The sequence below is a fragment of the Streptomyces sp. NPDC050085 genome, from assembly GCF_044460595.1.
GTDB lineage: Bacteria > Actinomycetota > Actinomycetes > Streptomycetales > Streptomycetaceae > Streptomyces.
This window is the reverse complement of record NZ_JBITJZ010000008.1, coordinates 139,726-155,346: the sequence shown is the minus strand read 5'-3', so window position 1 is coordinate 155,346 and position 15,621 is coordinate 139,726. Positions and strand designations below refer to the sequence as shown.

The 15,621-nt window shown below is 68.9% G+C and carries 13 protein-coding genes; 7 read left to right on the top strand and 6 right to left on the bottom strand.

What is annotated here, in order from left to right:
• Positions 1-903: a UTP--glucose-1-phosphate uridylyltransferase GalU gene (gene galU / locus ACIBUY_RS28290; protein ID WP_365576685.1), complete on the bottom strand. Its 903-nt coding sequence runs from the start codon at positions 901-903 to the stop codon at positions 1-3.
• Positions 904-997: 94 nt separating this feature from the next.
• Here galU and ACIBUY_RS28285 point away from each other — a divergent pair, with 94 nt between their 5' ends.
• Complete coding sequence (locus tag ACIBUY_RS28285) at positions 998-1,621, top strand: 5-formyltetrahydrofolate cyclo-ligase (RefSeq protein ID WP_365576687.1); 624 nt, start codon at positions 998-1,000, stop codon at positions 1,619-1,621.
• Between the two features lie 80 nt (positions 1,622-1,701).
• Here the strand turns inward: ACIBUY_RS28285 and ACIBUY_RS28280 are convergent, their stop codons facing one another.
• Positions 1,702-4,458 carry a penicillin acylase family protein gene (locus tag ACIBUY_RS28280; RefSeq protein WP_399154127.1) on the bottom strand — a complete coding sequence of 919 codons (2,757 nt, stop codon included), beginning with the start codon at positions 4,456-4,458 and terminating at the stop codon, positions 1,702-1,704.
• A 220-nt stretch (positions 4,459-4,678) separates the two neighbouring features.
• On the opposite strand from ACIBUY_RS28280, the gene ACIBUY_RS28275 reads away from it, so the two are divergent.
• From ACIBUY_RS28275 to mscL, 6 genes are all read left to right on the top strand, one after another.
• Positions 4,679-6,148: a potassium/proton antiporter gene (locus tag ACIBUY_RS28275; RefSeq protein ID WP_365576691.1), complete on the top strand. Its 1,470-nt coding sequence runs from the start codon at positions 4,679-4,681 to the stop codon at positions 6,146-6,148.
• Positions 6,149-6,408: 260 nt separating this feature from the next.
• Positions 6,409-7,692, top strand: coding sequence for an MFS transporter (locus tag ACIBUY_RS28270; RefSeq protein ID WP_365576693.1), 1,284 nt, complete (start codon positions 6,409-6,411; stop codon positions 7,690-7,692).
• A 69-nt stretch (positions 7,693-7,761) separates the two neighbouring features.
• Entirely contained in the window at positions 7,762-8,100 is a 339-nt protein-coding gene (locus ACIBUY_RS28265; protein ID WP_365576695.1) for an FmdB family zinc ribbon protein, read from the top strand.
• A gap of 90 nt (positions 8,101-8,190) precedes the next feature.
• Complete coding sequence (locus ACIBUY_RS28260; RefSeq protein ID WP_365576697.1) at positions 8,191-9,045, top strand: S-methyl-5'-thioadenosine phosphorylase; 855 nt, start codon at positions 8,191-8,193, stop codon at positions 9,043-9,045.
• Between the two features lie 365 nt (positions 9,046-9,410).
• Positions 9,411-9,830, top strand: coding sequence for a hypothetical protein (locus tag ACIBUY_RS28255; protein WP_365576699.1), 420 nt, complete (start codon positions 9,411-9,413; stop codon positions 9,828-9,830).
• A gap of 126 nt (positions 9,831-9,956) precedes the next feature.
• Positions 9,957-10,418 carry a large conductance mechanosensitive channel protein MscL gene (gene mscL / locus ACIBUY_RS28250; protein WP_365576772.1) on the top strand — a complete coding sequence of 154 codons (462 nt, stop codon included), beginning with the start codon at positions 9,957-9,959 and terminating at the stop codon, positions 10,416-10,418.
• 19 nt (positions 10,419-10,437) lie between these two features.
• Here mscL and ACIBUY_RS28245 read toward each other — a convergent pair whose 3' ends face one another.
• The 4 genes from ACIBUY_RS28245 to pflB all read right to left on the bottom strand — a co-directional run bounded on the left by ACIBUY_RS28245 (position 10,438) and on the right by pflB (position 15,358).
• Positions 10,438-10,623 carry a hypothetical protein gene (locus ACIBUY_RS28245; RefSeq protein ID WP_365576701.1) on the bottom strand — a complete coding sequence of 62 codons (186 nt, stop codon included), beginning with the start codon at positions 10,621-10,623 and terminating at the stop codon, positions 10,438-10,440.
• 52 nt (positions 10,624-10,675) lie between these two features.
• The gene (locus ACIBUY_RS28240) at positions 10,676-12,097 is read right to left on the bottom strand and encodes a NarK family nitrate/nitrite MFS transporter (RefSeq protein WP_365576703.1); all 1,422 of its coding nucleotides are present in this window, start codon (positions 12,095-12,097) and stop codon (positions 10,676-10,678) included.
• Positions 12,098-12,181: 84 nt separating this feature from the next.
• Positions 12,182-12,985: a pyruvate formate-lyase-activating protein gene (pflA, locus tag ACIBUY_RS28235; RefSeq protein ID WP_399154126.1), complete on the bottom strand. Its 804-nt coding sequence runs from the start codon at positions 12,983-12,985 to the stop codon at positions 12,182-12,184.
• Positions 12,986-13,087: 102 nt separating this feature from the next.
• Complete coding sequence (gene pflB / locus ACIBUY_RS28230; protein ID WP_399154125.1) at positions 13,088-15,358, bottom strand: formate C-acetyltransferase; 2,271 nt, start codon at positions 15,356-15,358, stop codon at positions 13,088-13,090.
• Between the last annotated feature and the right edge of the window lie 263 nt (positions 15,359-15,621).

The window sequence follows — 15,621 nt, the reverse complement described above, 5'->3', positions numbered from 1 at the left end:
CTACATCTCCTCGGTGACGTAACTGCGAAGCCAGGTCCGGAAGTCGGGGCCCAGGTCTTCACGTTCGCACGCGAGTCTGACAATGGCACGCAGATAGTCGCCGCGGTCACCGGTGTCATAGCGGCGGCCCTTGAAGACGACGCCGTGCACCGGGCCGCCCACCTTTTCGTCGGCCGCGAGCTGCTGCAGGGCGTCGGTGAGCTGGATCTCGCCGCCGCGGCCCGGCTCGGTCTTGCGCAGTATGTCGAAGACGGCCGGGTCCAGGACGTAGCGGCCGATGATCGCGTAGTTGGACGGGGCGTCGGCCGGGTCCGGCTTCTCCACGAGGTCGGTGATCTTGACGACGTCGCCGTCCTCGGTGGACTGCACCGCGGCGCATCCGTAGAGGTGGATCTGCGCGGGGTCCACCTCCATGAGCGCGATGACGCTGCCGCCGTGCCGCTCCTGGACCTCGACCATGCGCGCGAGCAGCGGGTCGCGCGGGTCGATCAGGTCGTCGCCGAGCAGGACCGCGAACGGCTCCCGGCCCACGTGCGGGGCCGCGCACAGCACGGCGTGACCGAGGCCCTTGGGGTCGCCCTGGCGCACGTAGTGCATGGTGGCGAGGTCGCTGGACTCCTGGACCTTGGCGAGGCGGTCGGCGTCGCCCTTCTTCTGAAGGGCCGACTCCAGCTCGTAGTTGCGGTCGAAGTGGTCTTCCAGCGGGCGCTTGTTGCGGCCCGTGATCATGAGAACGTCGTCCAGACCCGCGGACACGGCCTCCTCGACCACGTACTGGATCGCCGGCTTGTCGACCACCGGAAGCATCTCCTTGGGAGTGGCTTTCGTGGCCGGCAGGAACCGGGTGCCGAGACCGGCTGCCGGGATGACAGCCTTGGTGATCCTGGTGTGCGCGTCAGTCATGCCCGCCACCATATCCGGCGCCTATGGGCGGAATCTGTGGGTCCGCTTTGTTGGCACATATATGCGTGGAATAGGAGAGGTTTGTGAGCCGACTATGAGTCAGCACGCCCCTGACGCCCCTGAGACCCACCCTGACAAGCGCACATGTCGACGGGAGTTCCTCAGGGTGAGGAACGCGTTGCCACATGATGACGTACTGGAGACGCAGACGGTTCTCGCCGAGCGTGCCCTCGAGGTCGAGGAGTTGGCCGGGGCCCGCACCGTCGCGGCGTACGTCTCCGTGGGCAGCGAGCCGGGGACCGGGCCCCTCCTGGACGCGCTTCGCGCGCGCGGGACGCGGGTCCTGCTGCCGGTGCTGCTGCCCGACAACGACCTGTCCTGGGGAACCTACGAAGGAGCCGATTCGCTCGTACGCGTTCAACACGCGGGAAAGATGGCCCTGTTGGAGCCCGCCGGTGAGCGGCTCGGGGCCGACGCCGTCCTGGCGGCCGACGTCGTGCTGCTGCCCGGGCTCGCCGTGGACGCGCGCGGGATGCGCCTCGGCCGGGGCGGCGGCTCGTACGACAGGGTGCTCGCACGGCTCGAATCGGCCGGAATGCACCCCGCTCTCGTGGTGCTGCTGTACGACAGCGAAGTGGTCGCACACGTCCCCGCGGAGGCGCACGACAAGGCGGTGCACGCCGCGGTGACCCCCTCGGGAATCCGGCGCTTCACCTGAAGGAAGCGCGAAGCGAAGCGGAAAAGGGACGTGAAAAGGGGCACTACGCGCGCGTAGTGCCCCTTTTCACTGTCGCCGTTCTACGGCTTCAGGGTCAGCGTGTCCGACGTGCTGTCGTCCACGGCCTTGCTCGTGAAGTCCCACGGCAGCAGGTCACCGTTGACCCACTTGTCGGTCTGGTCCGTGTAGTGGGCGCTGTAGGTGTGGCCCGAAGCGCCGGTGAGGTTGATCCACTTGGACTTGTCGAGGTCGGCCAGGTTGACCACCATGCGCATCGACGGCACCCAGTCGACGCCGTAGCCGCCCGCCGCGTTCCAGCCGGTCGCGTTCACCGCCGCCTCGCCGCCGCCGAGCTTCCAGGGGCCGCGGTTGAGCACGTACTGCAGCCAGCCCGGGCCCTCGGTGCCGAGGGTCTGGTTCTTCAGCTCCAGCTTGTGCAGGCGGCCCCAGCTCCAGGTGTCGATGTCCTTGCCGAGCTTGGCGGTCAGGTCCCAACGGGCGTCGTCCATAGCGCGGGCGAACAACTGGTCACGGTTGTCCGTGGCCTTGTCGTTGCGCGTCTTGGGGGCCTTCCACCAGTCGCTGTTCTCGTCGTTGACGAGGGTGCGGACGACCTCGAACCAGCGGTCGCCGCCGTCCGGCTGCGCCGAGTCCGCGTCGCGCTGGCCGCACTCGCGGACCTTGCGGTCCTCGTCCGCGGGACCGGTGTTGTCGACCGGCTCGACGTACAGGCACTGCCCCTCGACGCGCAGTTCCTTGGGCAGCTTGTTGCCGAAGGCGAGCTTCAGGATGTTGCGCCAGACCGAGTTGAAGTACGCGGCGGCGGCCGAGTCCGGGTTCTGGGTGTAGTCCCAGTTCTCCAGGAGCTGCTGCGCCTCGCGGACGTACTTGTCCTTGACGTCGATCTTGAGCAGCTTGGGCACGAGCAGCTTCGCGATCTCGCTGCTGTTGTCCATCTGCATGGTGCGCATGTCGTCGGTGGAGATCTTGCCGCCGTCCTTGATCTTCGACGCGATCAGGTCGGAGATGCGCTGGCTGCGGGTGCCGTAGCCCCAGTCCGTGGTGAGCGTGTACGGGTACTTGTCCTCGTCGATCACGGCCTGGTTGGCAGTGACGATGTAGCCGCGCTTCGGGTCGTACTCGTAGGGCAGCTCGTCCTGCTTGATGTAGCCGGTCCACTGGTACTTGGAGTCCCAGCCGGGCGAAGGCAGCGAGCCGTCGCCCTCGCCGCGGATCGGGATGCGGCCGGGCAGCTGGTAGCCGATGTGGCCGTCCGTGTCGGCGTACGTGAGGTTCTGCGAGGGCACCTGGAAGTCGGCGGCGGCCTTGCGGAACTCGGACCAGTTCTTCGCCCTGTCGATCTCGAAGACGGAGTCCATGGTGTTGCCGGGCTCGAGCGCGGTCCAGCGCAGCGCGATGCCGTAGCCGTCGCCGCGGTCGGGGGCCGTGGAGTCCACCGGCGCCTTCTTGCCGACCTTGACGAGTTCGTCGTCGCGGTCGGAGACCAGCGGGCCGTTGTTCGTCTCGCGCACGGTGATCGTCTTGGCGTCGCCGCCGGCGACCTTGATGACTTCCTTGCGGGTCTTGAACGCCTGCGTCTTGCCGTCGTACTGGTAGCCGTCGCCGCTGAAGCGCTCCAGGTAGAGGTCCGTGACGTCGGCGCCCGAGTTGGTCAGGCCCCAGGAGATGTTCTTGTTGTGGCCGATGACCACGCCCGGCATGCCCGCGAACGTGTAGCCCGTCACGTCGTACTGGCACTTCTCGGACAGCGTCGTGCAGTGCAGGCCCATCTGGTACCAGACGGACGGCAGTTGCGGCGCCAGGTGCGGGTCGTTGGCGAGCAGCGGCTTGCCGGTGATGGTGTGATCCCCGGAGACCACCCAGGAGTTGGAGCCGATGCCGTTGCCGTTCGGCCCGAGGCCCGCGGAGTCGGGGATCCGGTCCAGGACGTCGGCCAGGCCGCCGAGCTGGCTCTGAAGGCCGTTGGGGGCCTCTGTGTTGCCCGTCAGGCCGGTGCCCGCGGAATTGGTCGACTGGGCGCCGGAAGAGCCGGAGGCGGCCGTGTCGTACGTCTTCGTGGCGTCGTTGTAGGCACCCTCCTGCACGATCGGCTTGTTCCGGTCGTACGGGTACTTCGGGTACAGGTCGGCGATCTGCTTCGCGCTGAGGCGGCTCGTCATCAGGGAGCGGTCGATCTCGTCCTGCATGTTGCCGCGCAGGTCCCAGGCCATCGCCTTCAGCCAGGCCACCGAGTCGGCCGGGGTCCACGCCTGCGGCTTGTAGTCGTTCTCGAAGCCGAGCGCGACGTACTCGGCGGAGATCTCCTTGCCGCTCTTGCCCGCCAAGTAGGCGTTGACTCCCTTGGAGTACGCCTGGAGGTACTTCTTGGTCTCCGGCGAGAGCTTGGAGTCGTACTCCTCCTGCGCCACCCGGTGCCAGCCCAGGGTGCGCAGGAACTCATCGGTCTTGACCTGGCCCTTGCCGAACATCTCGGAGAGCCGACCGGAGGTCGTATGGCGGCGCACGTCCATCTCGTAGAACCGGTCCTGCGCCTGCACGAAGCCCTGCGCCATGAACAGGTCCTCGTCGGAGGACGCGTAGATCTGCGGGATCCCGTAGCCGTCCCGCTTGACCTGTACGTCCCCGTCGAGGCCCTGGAGCTCTATCGAGCCTGTGGTCTGCGGCAAGGAGGCTCGGACAGAGTCGACGCCCCAGTAGGCGCCGTATCCGATGCCCGCGACCACGGCGAGCACGAGGACGATCACCAGCAGTCGGGCTCGGCGCCCCTTCTTCCTGCCGGACCTGCGACCGGAAGAGGCGTTCGTAGTGGAGGGCATCGCGATCCTTGCTGTCCTTCGCTAGCGGCTGGCTGGAGCAACCATACGAGCAGTGCGGTGCGGGCCCGGACGCGGTGTCAGGAAGCGGGTGGGTACGCGGGTCCGAGGAAGGGGTCCGTCCGTCAAGGAATCGTCAACGGTTAGGTAAGGTAACGAAGTAACTCCCCGCTTCCGGAAGGAACAGCCCCTGACTGTCCACCACCTCAACCAGCTCCTGCTCGTGAGCGCACTCGTGCTGCTCATCGCGGTCGCCGCGGTGCGCATCTCCTCGCGCAGCGGGCTGCCCAGCCTGCTCCTGTACCTCGGCATCGGCATCGCCATGGGTCAGGACGGCATCGGCAACGTCTCCTTCAGCAACGCCGAGTTGACCCAGGTCATCGGCTACGCGGCACTCGTCGTGATCCTGGCCGAGGGCGGTCTGGGCACGAAGTGGAAGGAGATCAGACCCGCGCTCCCGGCAGCCGTCGCGCTCTCCCTCGTAGGTGTGGCGGTGAGCGTGGGCGTGACAGCGGCGGGTGCGCACTACCTGGTGGGCCTGGAATGGCGGCAGTCCCTGATCATCGGCGCGGTGGTGTCCTCCACGGACGCAGCGGCCGTTTTCTCCGTCCTACGTAGAGTGCCGCTCCCCTCACGCGTCACGGGCGTCCTGGAGGCGGAGTCCGGCTTCAACGACGCACCTGTCGTCATCCTTGTCGTGGCTTTCTCCACCGCGGGTCCAGTGGAGCACTGGTACGTCCTCATCGGTGAGATCGCGCTCGAGCTCGCCATCGGCGCCACGATCGGACTCGCGGTCGGCTGGCTCGGCTCCTACGGGCTGCGGCACGTGGCCCTGCCCGCCTCCGGCCTCTACCCGATCGCCGTGCTGGCCATCGCCACCGTCGCCTACGCCGCGGGCGCCATGGCCCACGGCAGCGGCTTCCTCGCCGTCTACCTGGCCGCCATGGTCATGGGCAACGCCAAGCTGCCGCACTGGCCCGCCACACGAGGGTTCGCCGAAGGGCTCGGCTGGATCGCGCAGATCGGCATGTTCGTGCTGCTCGGCCTGCTCGTCACCCCGCACGAACTGGGCAACGACATCGTGCCCGCGCTCCTCATCGGGCTCGTCCTGACGATGGTCGCGCGCCCCTTGGAAGTCTTCGTCAGCCTGCTGCCGTTCCGCATGCCCTGGCAGGAGAAGGCCCTCATGTCGTGGGCGGGCCTGCGCGGCGCCGTGCCCATCATCCTGGCGACCATCCCGATGGTGACCGGCGTCACCGACAGCCGGCGGATCTTCAACATCGTCTTCGTACTGGTCGTCGTCTACACCCTCATCCAGGGCCCCACACTGCCCTGGCTCGCCCGCAAGCTGCGCCTGGGCGACTCCTCGGAGGCCTCCGACCTCGGCATCGAGTCCGCGCCCCTGGAGCGGCTGCGCGGCCACCTGCTGTCCGTCTCCGTCCCGAAGAGCTCCCGCATGCACGGCGTGGAGGTCGGCGAGCTGCGGCTGCCCAAGGGCGCCGCCGTCACCCTCGTCGTCCGCGACGGGGCGTCCTTCGTGCCCGGCCCCACCACCGTGCTGCGCCGCGGCGACGAACTGCTGGTCGTGGCCACCGACCCGGTGCGCGACGCCGCGGAGGCGCGCCTGCGGGCCGTCGCGCACGGCGGAAAGCTGGCCGGCTGGCTGGGCGCGAGCGGCGAAACCGCCCGGTAGCATGGAAGAACAGACCAAAGATCCAAAGATCCACCGACTCTGCCTGACGTAGAGCCGGCGCGACCGCAAAGCGGCCGCGGTCCCCTTGCAGCACTCGCTCGTAGTGCCTGATCTGCTTGGCCCAGGGCCTCTCCTGGCGCGGACCGTAGGTATCACTCGGTTCCCGGCGCATGTTGAGGACGGCTCTCGGCACCGTGCCCCTCGGCCCCATCCCGGCCAGGAGGACCACGGCGCTACCAGGCGGCAGAAAGGCGAGGGCCGTGCCGGACAAGGACACGGTCACCGACACCCCCGGCAAGCGTCCGGGCTACGGACAGCTGCTGCGCACCCGCGGCGCCTGGACGTTCCTGCTCCCCGGCTTCGCGGCGCGCCAGCCGTTCGCGATGCTGACCATCTCCATCGTGCTGCTCGTGCAGCACACCTCCGGCTCGTACGGGACCGCGGGGGCGGTCTCCGCGACGACCGGTGTCTCCATGGCGCTGTTCGCGCCCTACACCGGCAAACTGGCCGACCGCTTCGGCCAGCGGGCCGTCCTGCTGCCCGGCGTCCTCGTGCACACCGCCTCGGGCCTCACGCTGACCGTGCTCGCCCTGTCCGGGGCGCCCACGTGGACGCTGTTCCTCGCCGCGGTGCCGACCGGTGCGTCCACGCCGCAGGTCGGGCCCATGGTGCGGGCCCGCTGGGGCGTCAAGCTCCAGGGCTCGCCCCTGATGCAGACGGCCGCTGCCTTCGAGTCGGTCACCGACGAGTTCACGTTCGTGCTCGGCCCGCTGTTCGCCACCGCGCTGTGCACCGGCGTGAACCCCGCTGCCGGTCTGATCACGGAGGCCGCGCTCACCCTGGTCGGCGGTCTGCTGTTCGCCGCCCAGAAGGGCACACAGCCCCCGGTGTCCGCGATCGCGGAGCACGCGCGCGTGGAGCACGCCTCCGCGCTGCGCGTCCCCGGCGTGCGCGTCCTGATCGTCACGTTCCTCGGCATCGGCTCCGTCTTCGGCGGCATGCAGGTCTCGCTGGCCGCCTACACGGAGGCGATCGGCGAGCCCGGCCTCAACGGCGTCCTGTACGGCACCTTCGCCGCGGGCAACATGCTCTCGGGCATCGTCTGCGGCGCCATCGCCTGGAAGGTCGCCCCGCAGCGCCGCCTCCTTGTCTCCTACGCGGCCCTCGCCCTGATGGCCTCCGGACTGTGGGCGGCCCATTCGGTGCTGCTGCTCGCCGGCCTCGGACTACTGGTCGGCGTCTGCATCGCGCCCGCGCTGATCACCGGCTACACCCTCGTCGAGAAGATCGTCCCCGCGAGCTCCCGCACCGAGGCCTTCACCTGGCTGACCGGCGCGGTCGCCCTCGGCCAGGCCGCCGCCGTCACGGTGGCCGGACAGCTCGAGGACCGCTTCTGGGACGGTGCCGGATTCCTGGTCCCGATGGGCGGCACCGTGCTCGCTCTGGCGGTCATGTACGCCCTGCGTTCGCGGCTCGTGCCGCCGCCCGCGACACGGACCGTGGCACGTGGTGTCGGTCACCGCGTGCCGGTGGCAGTGGACTGATCCCGTGGAATAGGCCACTATGGAGCGTCGTTAGCACTCATTGAGTGAGAGTGCCAGGAGGAAGACACAGTGCCGACTTACCAGTACCAGTGCACCGAGTGCGGCGAGGGCCTCGAGGCGGTGCAGAAGTTCACCGACGATGCCCTGACCGAGTGCCCCAACTGCGGTGGCCGCCTGAAGAAGGTGTTCTCGGCCGTCGGCATCGTCTTCAAGGGTTCCGGCTTCTACCGCAACGACAGCCGTGGCTCGTCGTCGAGCAGCTCGCCCGCTTCGACGCCGTCGACGTCCAAGTCGTCCTCGACGTCCTCGGACTCGAAGTCGACCTCTTCGTCCTCGAGCTCGTCGTCGTCGGACTCGAAGTCGTCCTCGACGTCCAGCAGCTCGTCCAGCTCGTCGTCCGCCGCCTAGGCGCGACCTTCCGCGAGACGTCTTACGAGACCCTGTCGTCATCCGGCGGCGGGGTCTTCGGCGTTCCCTCGCTTGGTTAGTGTGCTGACCATGGCGACCAACGCGAACACACGTGCCCGCGCCGAGATCGGCGTGATCGGCGGATCCGGCTTCTACTCGTTCCTCGACGACGTGACCGAGGTCCAGGTGGACACCCCCTACGGGCCGCCGAGCGACTCCCTGTTCCTGGGCGAGGTCGCCGGGCGCCGAGTCGCCTTCCTGCCCCGCCACGGCCGGGGCCACCATCTGCCGCCGCACCGCATCAACTACCGCGCAAATCTGTGGGCGCTGCGCTCCGTCGGCGTGCGTCAGGTCCTCGGGCCGTGCGCGGTGGGCGGGCTGCGGCCCGAGTACGGACCCGGGACGCTGCTGGTCCCCGACCAGTTCGTGGACCGTACGAAGTCCCGTGCGCAGACCTACTTCGACGGGCATCCGCTGCCCGACGGGACCGTCCCGAACGTCGTGCACGTCTCGCCCGCCGACCCGTACTGCCCGACCGGGCGCAAGGTCGCGGTGAAGGCCGCCCGCGGCAAGGACTGGGAGGCGGTGGACGGCGGCACGCTCGTGGTCGTCGAGGGCCCCCGCTTCTCGACCCGCGCCGAGTCGCTGTGGCATGCCTCGATGGGCTGGTCGGTGGTCGGCATGACCGGGCATCCCGAGGCGATGCTCGCCCGTGAACTGGAGCTCTGCTACACGTCGTTGACCCTCGTCACCGACCTTGACGCGGGCGCCGAGACCGGGGAGGGCGTCTCGCACGACGAGGTGCTCCAGGTCTTCGCGGCGAACGTGGACCGGCTGCGGACGGTGCTGTTCGACGCGGTCGCGGGGCTGCCGGCGAGCGAGGAGCGGGACTGCCTGTGCACGGGGGCGCTGGGCGGGATGGATCCGGGAATCCAGCTGCCGTGACATGTGTGGCGTACGTGACGTCCGTGGCGTACGGGGCGCACGTGGCGTACGACGGAGTGCGGAACTGCCCCTTCGGGTGAGGGAGTTGTCCACAACCGGCTGGTAGTACACGGGGCTCGGCGGGATGTGGCGCGGAGGCGGATCGTGGTCGGCGAGACGGGCGCGGTGCCCGCTCGACGGGCGTGGTGCGCGTCCGTCCGACTCCGAGTCACCGGCGGTGCCCCGTGTCCCTGACGACCTCCCCGACCTCCCCGACCCAGCTGAGCACTCCCCCGACGTCCGAGGTCCCCTCCTTCCCTCCCGTACGCGTACGGGGTGCGCGGTGGCGGCCCGGGCGTACGGGGCGGCGGCGACGCGGGCCCGCCGTGACCGCAGGGCTCGCCCTGACCGCGGCGGCGCTGGCGGCCGCGGTGCCGTCGTCCGGCGCGGGCCGCGGGCACGAGCGGGCGCAGGCTCCGCCCGGTGAGCGACCGCGCGGGCCCGCCGTGACGGTGTCGGCGCCGGTGCGGATCGCGGACGCGGGTGCGGTGCGGCTGCTGCGGCCCGGCGACCGGGTGGACGTCGTCGCGGCGCGGGCCGACGGCCGGCCCGGGGCGCGAGTGCTCGCGGCAGGGGCGCGGGTGGCGTCCCTGCCGGAGGGACCGGAGGAGGCACCCATGTCCGGCGCTGCGGCCGAAACCTCCCTGGGCGGTGGCGCGTTGGTGGTGCTGCGGGTGGGGCGTGCGGCGGGCGCCCGGCTCGCGGGGGCGGGTGCCGTTACCCGGTTGGCGGTGACGGTGTGGTGACTTCTGTGACTTGTGTCGCGTCAAGTCCCCCGATCGGGTTACCGAATTGGACAGGTCTGAGCCGAACTGTCGTAGGTTGCAAAGTCGTTTGCTCTGCAACCTGGACATGTGAAGAAAGGCCTTCTGGTGAGCGAGAAGAAGCAGCCGAGTCTGTTGGAGGGCTTCAAGGCCTTCCTGATGCGCGGCAATGTGATCGACCTGGCCGTCGCCGTCGTGATCGGCGCCGCGTTCACCAACATCGTGAACTCGGTGGTGAAGGGGGTCATCAACCCGCTCGTCGGCGCCTTCGGCACCAAGGACCTGGAGGGCTACAAGTCCTGCCTGAAGGGCCCGTGCACCGCCGGCGGCGATGGCATCGAGATCCTGTGGGGCTCGGTCCTCAGCGCCGTCCTCAGCTTCGTGATCACGGCTGCGGTCGTCTACTTCCTGATGGTGCTGCCCATGGCGAAGTACCTGGCGAAGAAGGCCGCGCACGACGCCGCGAAGGAGGGCGTGCAGGAGACGCTCGAGGTCTCCGAGCTGGAGGTCCTCAAGGAGATCCGCGACGCGCTCGTGGCGCAGCGGGGCTCGGGGCACACCGAGTCGTAAACAGCGCCCCGAGGGCGCTTCACAGGTGGTGGGGCGGCTTCTCGTCGAGGAAGCGGGCCAGGTCGGCGGCGCTGTTGTCAGCAGCCGTCGGCCGATCGCCCCAACCGCGGTCCGAGTCGTCGGCGGAGGTCGCCGACAGCGGATCGTCGAAGATCAGCGCGGCCTTGGGGTCGCGCGGCTCGGGGGCATCGGGCGCGGTACTCATGTCTCCAGGGTACGTCGCACGGCCCGGCGCGGGGCCGGGCCGGGAGGCGACGTCAGCTGGGTGCCTCGGCGCCCTTGCGGGCGTAGAACCAGTAGCAGACCACCAGGCACGTGGCATAGAAGACGATGAAGCACCACAGCGAGCTGGTGACGGCGAAGTTCGCGAACATAGCGGGGATGAAGAAGAACCCGTAGGCGGCGATCGCCGAGGAGAAGCCGGTGACGGCGCCCGCCTCCATCTCCGACTGCTTCAGCGCCTTCGCGTATTCGGGGGTGCCCTCCGTCAGGCCCTTGGTGTGCTGGTCCCGGAAGATCACGGGGATCTGGCGGAACGTCGAGCCGTTGCCGATGCCGGAGAAGGCGAAGGCGCACAGGAAGCCGACATAGAAGGCCCAGAAGCTGCCCTGGTCGCTCCCGGAGGGCAGCGCGTTGATCACGACGACCAGCGACGCGGCCATGCCGACGAACGACACCATCGTGACGCGGGCGCCGCCGATCTTGTCCGACAGCCAGCCGCCCGCCCAGCGGGTCAGGGCTCCGATGAACGGGCCGACCCAGGCGTAAGTGGTGGCCTGGTAGCCCTGGGACGCGAAGTTGTTCTTCATCAGCAGCGGCAGACCCGCGGCGAAGCCGATGAAGGAGCCGAAGGTGCCGACGTAGAGCCAGGTCATCAGCCAGTTGTGCTTGCGCTTGAAGATGACCTTCTGCGCGCTGAACGGGGCGGCGGCGACCTTGAGGTCGTTCATCAGGAACCAGGCGAGCAGCGCGGCGATCACCAGCAGCGGCACCCACAGGAACGCGGCGTTCTGCAGCCACACGTCCGAGTTGTTGGTCGTGTTGCGCTGCGGTCCGCCAGCCGGGGGGCCGAGGATCGCGGCGGTGACGGCGATCGGGGCGACGAGCTGCACGACGGAGACGCCCAGATTGCCGAGGCCGCCGTTGAGGCCGTTGGCGTTGCCCTTCTCCCGCTTGGGGTAGAAGAAGCCGATGTTCGCCATCGAGGAGGCGAAGTTGGCGCCGCCGATGCCGCACACCGCGGCGATCAGGGCCAGCTCCCAGTACGGGGTGCCCGTGTCCTGCAGGGCGAAGCCCAGCCACAGCATCGGGGCGACGAGGATGATCGTGGAGAGCGCGGTGAACTTGCGCTCCCCGACCATCGGCCCGATGAACGTGTACAGGATGCGGAAGGTGCCACCGGTCAGGCCGGGGATGGCGGTCAGCCAGAACAGCTGCGACGTGGTCAGGCCGAAGCCGACGTCGTTGAGCTTGGTGGCGGTGACCGACCAGACCTGCCAGACGACGAAGCCCAGCATGAGCGCGGGGATGGACACCCACAGGTTGCGCTGGGCGACGTGGTGCCCGGTCGTTTTCCAGAAGGACTCGTCCTCGGGGCGCCACTCATTGATGGTGGAGCCCGCACGGTAGCTCTCCTGGGGCTCCGACGCGGGGGGCGGCGATGCGGTGGGAGCAGACATGCCGCCACCGTAAGTTCGGGCTGCGGCCGCGGCCTGCCGTGTAGGCCGTTCGAGGGATGCGGGGGCTGGGCCGCCGGTCCGGGATCAGATCGCGTTGAGGCCGTGACCTGCGAAGATCTCGCGTGCCGTGGTGATCTGCTCGGGCGTGGGCGACGGGGTCCCGGTCAGCGTGAAGTCCTTGCCGAGCGCCTGCCACTTCGCCTCGCCGAGCTTGTGGAAGGGCAGCACGTCGACGCGGGAGACGTTGCCGAGGGAGCCGGCGAAGGCGGCGACGCCCTCGATGTTCGCGGGGTCGTCGGTGAGACCGGGGACGAGCACGAAGCGCACCCAGACGTTCTTGTTGAGGTCGGCGAGACGGTGCGCGAAGTCGAGGGTGGGCTGCAGCGGGCGTCCGGTGACCTTCTTGTACGTGTCGCGGTCCCAGGACTTGATGTCGAGGAGGACCAGGTCGACGTCGCGCAGCAGGGCATCGGTGGCGCGGACGCCGAGGAAGCCGGAGGTGTCCAGGGCGGTGTGCAGGCCCAGTTCGTGCTTGAAGCGGTGCAGCAGTTCACCGGCGAAGACGGGCTGGAGCAGGGGTTCGCCGCCGCTGACGGTGGCGCCGCCGCCCGCGGCCTCGATGAACCGGGTGTACTTGGCGGCCTCCTCGACGATCGCGTCGGCCGAGGTGCGCTTGCCGTTGCGCATCTTCCAGGTGTCGGGGTTGTGGCAGTACAGGCAGGTCAGCGGGCAGCCGGAGAGGAACGTGACGAAGCGTGTGCCCGGTCCGTCGACGCCGGTCGACAGGTCCCAGGAGTGCACCGAACCCTCGGTGGGGCGGCGCGTCGCGGCGGCGGCCGGGGTGGCGGCATCGTTCGCGAGCAGGTTCTGGGTGAGCAGCACGGTCATGGCAGGACTCCTCGAACTGCGAGGTGGAGGTGGGGAGTTCGCGGCGCCCGGGGCCGGGGTGAGGGCCCGGCCCCGGGACCGCGGTTCAGGGGGCTGCCCGGCTCACAGGGAGCCGTGGAAGGTGCGGTTGATGACGTCCAGCTGCTGCTCGCGCGTCAGGCGGACGAAGTTCACCGCGTAGCCGGAGACCCGGATGGTCAACTGCGGGTAGTTCTCCGGGTGTTCCATGGCGTCCTCGAGGGTCGCCTTGTTGAGGACGTTGACGTTCATGTGGAAGCCGTCGCTGGCCATGAAGCCGTCGAGCACGCCGGAGAGGTTGCCGATCCGCTCCTCGGGGGTGCGGCCCAGGGCGTCCGGGGTGATCGTGTTGGTCAGCGAGATGCCGTCCTCGGCGTCGTCGTAGGGCAGCTTCGCGACCGACAGCGCGGAGGCGATGTAGCCGTGCTCGTCGCGCCCGTTCATCGGGTTGGCACCGGGGGCGAACGGGGCGCCGGCGCGGCGGCCGTCCGGGGTGTTGCCGGTCTTCTTGCCGTAGACGACGTTCGAGGTGATCGTCAGCACGGACTGCGTGTGCACCGCGTCGCGGTACGTCGGGTGCTTGCGGATCTCCTCCATGAAGCGGTGGACGATGCCCTTGGCGATGGCGTCGGCACGGTCGTCGTTGTTGCCGTAGGCCGGGTAGTCGCCCTCGATCTCGTAGTCGACGGCGAGGCCGGTCTCGTCACGGATGACCTTGACCTTCGCGTGCTTGACGGCCGAGAGCGAGTCCGCGGCGACCGAGAGGCCGGCGATGCCGCACGCCATGGTGCGCAGGATGTCCTGGTCGTGCAGGGCCATCTCGATGCGCTCGTAGGCGTACTTGTCGTGCATGTAGTGGATGACGTTGAGCGCGTGCACGTACGTCTTCGCGAGCCAGCCGAGCATGGACTCGTACTGCTTCGCGACGGTCTCGTAGTCGAGGTATTCGCCCTCGATCGGCTCGAAGCCCCCGACGACGAGCTTGCCGGACTTCTCGTCGCGGCCGCCGTTGATCGCGTAGAGGAGCGCCTTGGCGACGTTCACGCGGGCGCCGAAGAACTGCATCTGCTTGCCGACGGCCATGGCCGAGACGCAGCAGGCGATGGCGGTGTCGTCGCCGTACTTGGGACGCATCAGCTCGTCGGACTCGAACTGGATGGCCGAGGTGTCGATGGCGACCTGGGAGGCGAAGTCCTTGAAACCCTTGGGGAGTTCGCGCGACCAGAAGACCGTCAGGTTCGGCTCGGGGGCCGGGCCGAGGTTGTACAGGGTCTGCAGCGCGCGGAAGGTGGTGCGCGAGACGAGCGGGCGGCCGTCCTCACCGATGCCGGCCATCGACCAGGTGACCCAGGTCGGGTCGCCGGAGTAGAGGTCGTTGTACTCGGGGGTGCGCAGGAAGCGGACGATGCGGAGCTTGACGACGAAGTCGTCGATGAACTCCTGGGCCTCGGACTCGGTGATGAGGCCGTTGTCGATGTCGCGCTGGAGGTAGATGTCGAGGAAGTTGTCGATGCGGCCGATCGACATGGCCGCGCCGTTCTGCTCCTTCACGGCGGCGAGGTAGGCGAAGTACAGCCACTGGACGGCCTCGCGGCCGGTGGTGGCGGGGCCGGAGATGTCGTAGCCGTACGACATCGCCACGGCCTTGAGCTCGTTCAGCGCCTTGATCTGCTCGGAGATCTCCTCGCGGTCGCGGATGACGTGCTCGGTGGGCCACTCGGCGCCGAGCCTGTCCTTGTCGGCCTGCTTGGCGGCGATGAGGCGGTCGACGCCGTAGAGGGCGACGCGGCGGTAGTCGCCGATGATGCGGCCGCGGCCGTAGGCGTCGGGCAGGCCGGTGATGATGCCGGAGGAGCGGCAGGCGCGGATCTCGGGGGTGTAGGCGTCGAAGACGCCCTCGTTGTGGGTCTTGCGGAGGTGCGTGTAGACGTCGCGGACCTCGGGGTCGGCTTCGTAGCCGTAGGCGTTCAGGGCGCCCTCGACCATGCGCCAGCCGCCGTTGGGCATGATCGCGCGCTTGAGGGCGCCGTCCGTCTGCAGGCCGACGATGAGGTCCTTGTGGTTCTTGGCGTCGCCGTCGATGTAGCCGGGCTTGAAGGCGTCGATGCGGGACGGGGTCTTCACGTCCACGTCGTAGATGCCGCGCTCGATCTCCGTCGGAAACATCGAGAGGAGCTTGTCCCACACGGCGGTGGTGCGCTCGGTGGGGCCGGCGAGGAAGGAGCCGTCGCCCTCGTACGGGGTGTAGTTCTGCTGGACGAAATCGCGGACGTCGATGGCGTCCCGCCACAGGCCGCCCTTGAAGCCGTCCCAGGCCTCGCCGTGCGTCGTCTTTTCCGCGGGAGTGGCAGTCATCGCCGACACCTTCCCCATCTCTTCGACCGGTTGGTTGCGTTTCTTTCTGCACATTCATTGGACTCCCGCCGGGCCGGTCCCGGGGGCCGCAATAGTCCTCAGTGCGGGACCTTTGGGCCTTGTTCGGGACCGGCGTGGGCGGGGATTGCCGCTCTGACCTGGAGTTTCCTTCGGGACTTTCGACCCAGGTTCGCTTGTGAACGCATTCACAAGAATTTCGTCGAATTTCCGTGGTACAGGTCGCGGGGGCGGGGGGCGGGCCG

Coding starts and splice junctions, on each gene's coding strand:
- galU (WP_365576685.1), bottom strand. CDS start 903: ATGACTGACGCGCACACCAGGATCACCAAGGCTGTCATCCCGGCAGCC.
- ACIBUY_RS28285 (WP_365576687.1), top strand. CDS start 998: ATGAGTCAGCACGCCCCTGACGCCCCTGAGACCCACCCTGACAAGCGC.
- ACIBUY_RS28280 (WP_399154127.1), bottom strand. CDS start 4,458: ATGCCCTCCACTACGAACGCCTCTTCCGGTCGCAGGTCCGGCAGGAAG.
- ACIBUY_RS28260 (WP_365576697.1), top strand. CDS start 8,191: ATGGCGACCAACGCGAACACACGTGCCCGCGCCGAGATCGGCGTGATC.
- ACIBUY_RS28245 (WP_365576701.1), bottom strand. CDS start 10,623: ATGAGTACCGCGCCCGATGCCCCCGAGCCGCGCGACCCCAAGGCCGCG.
- ACIBUY_RS28240 (WP_365576703.1), bottom strand. CDS start 12,097: ATGTCTGCTCCCACCGCATCGCCGCCCCCCGCGTCGGAGCCCCAGGAG.
- pflA (WP_399154126.1), bottom strand. CDS start 12,985: ATGACCGTGCTGCTCACCCAGAACCTGCTCGCGAACGATGCCGCCACC.
- pflB (WP_399154125.1), bottom strand. CDS start 15,358: ATGACTGCCACTCCCGCGGAAAAGACGACGCACGGCGAGGCCTGGGAC.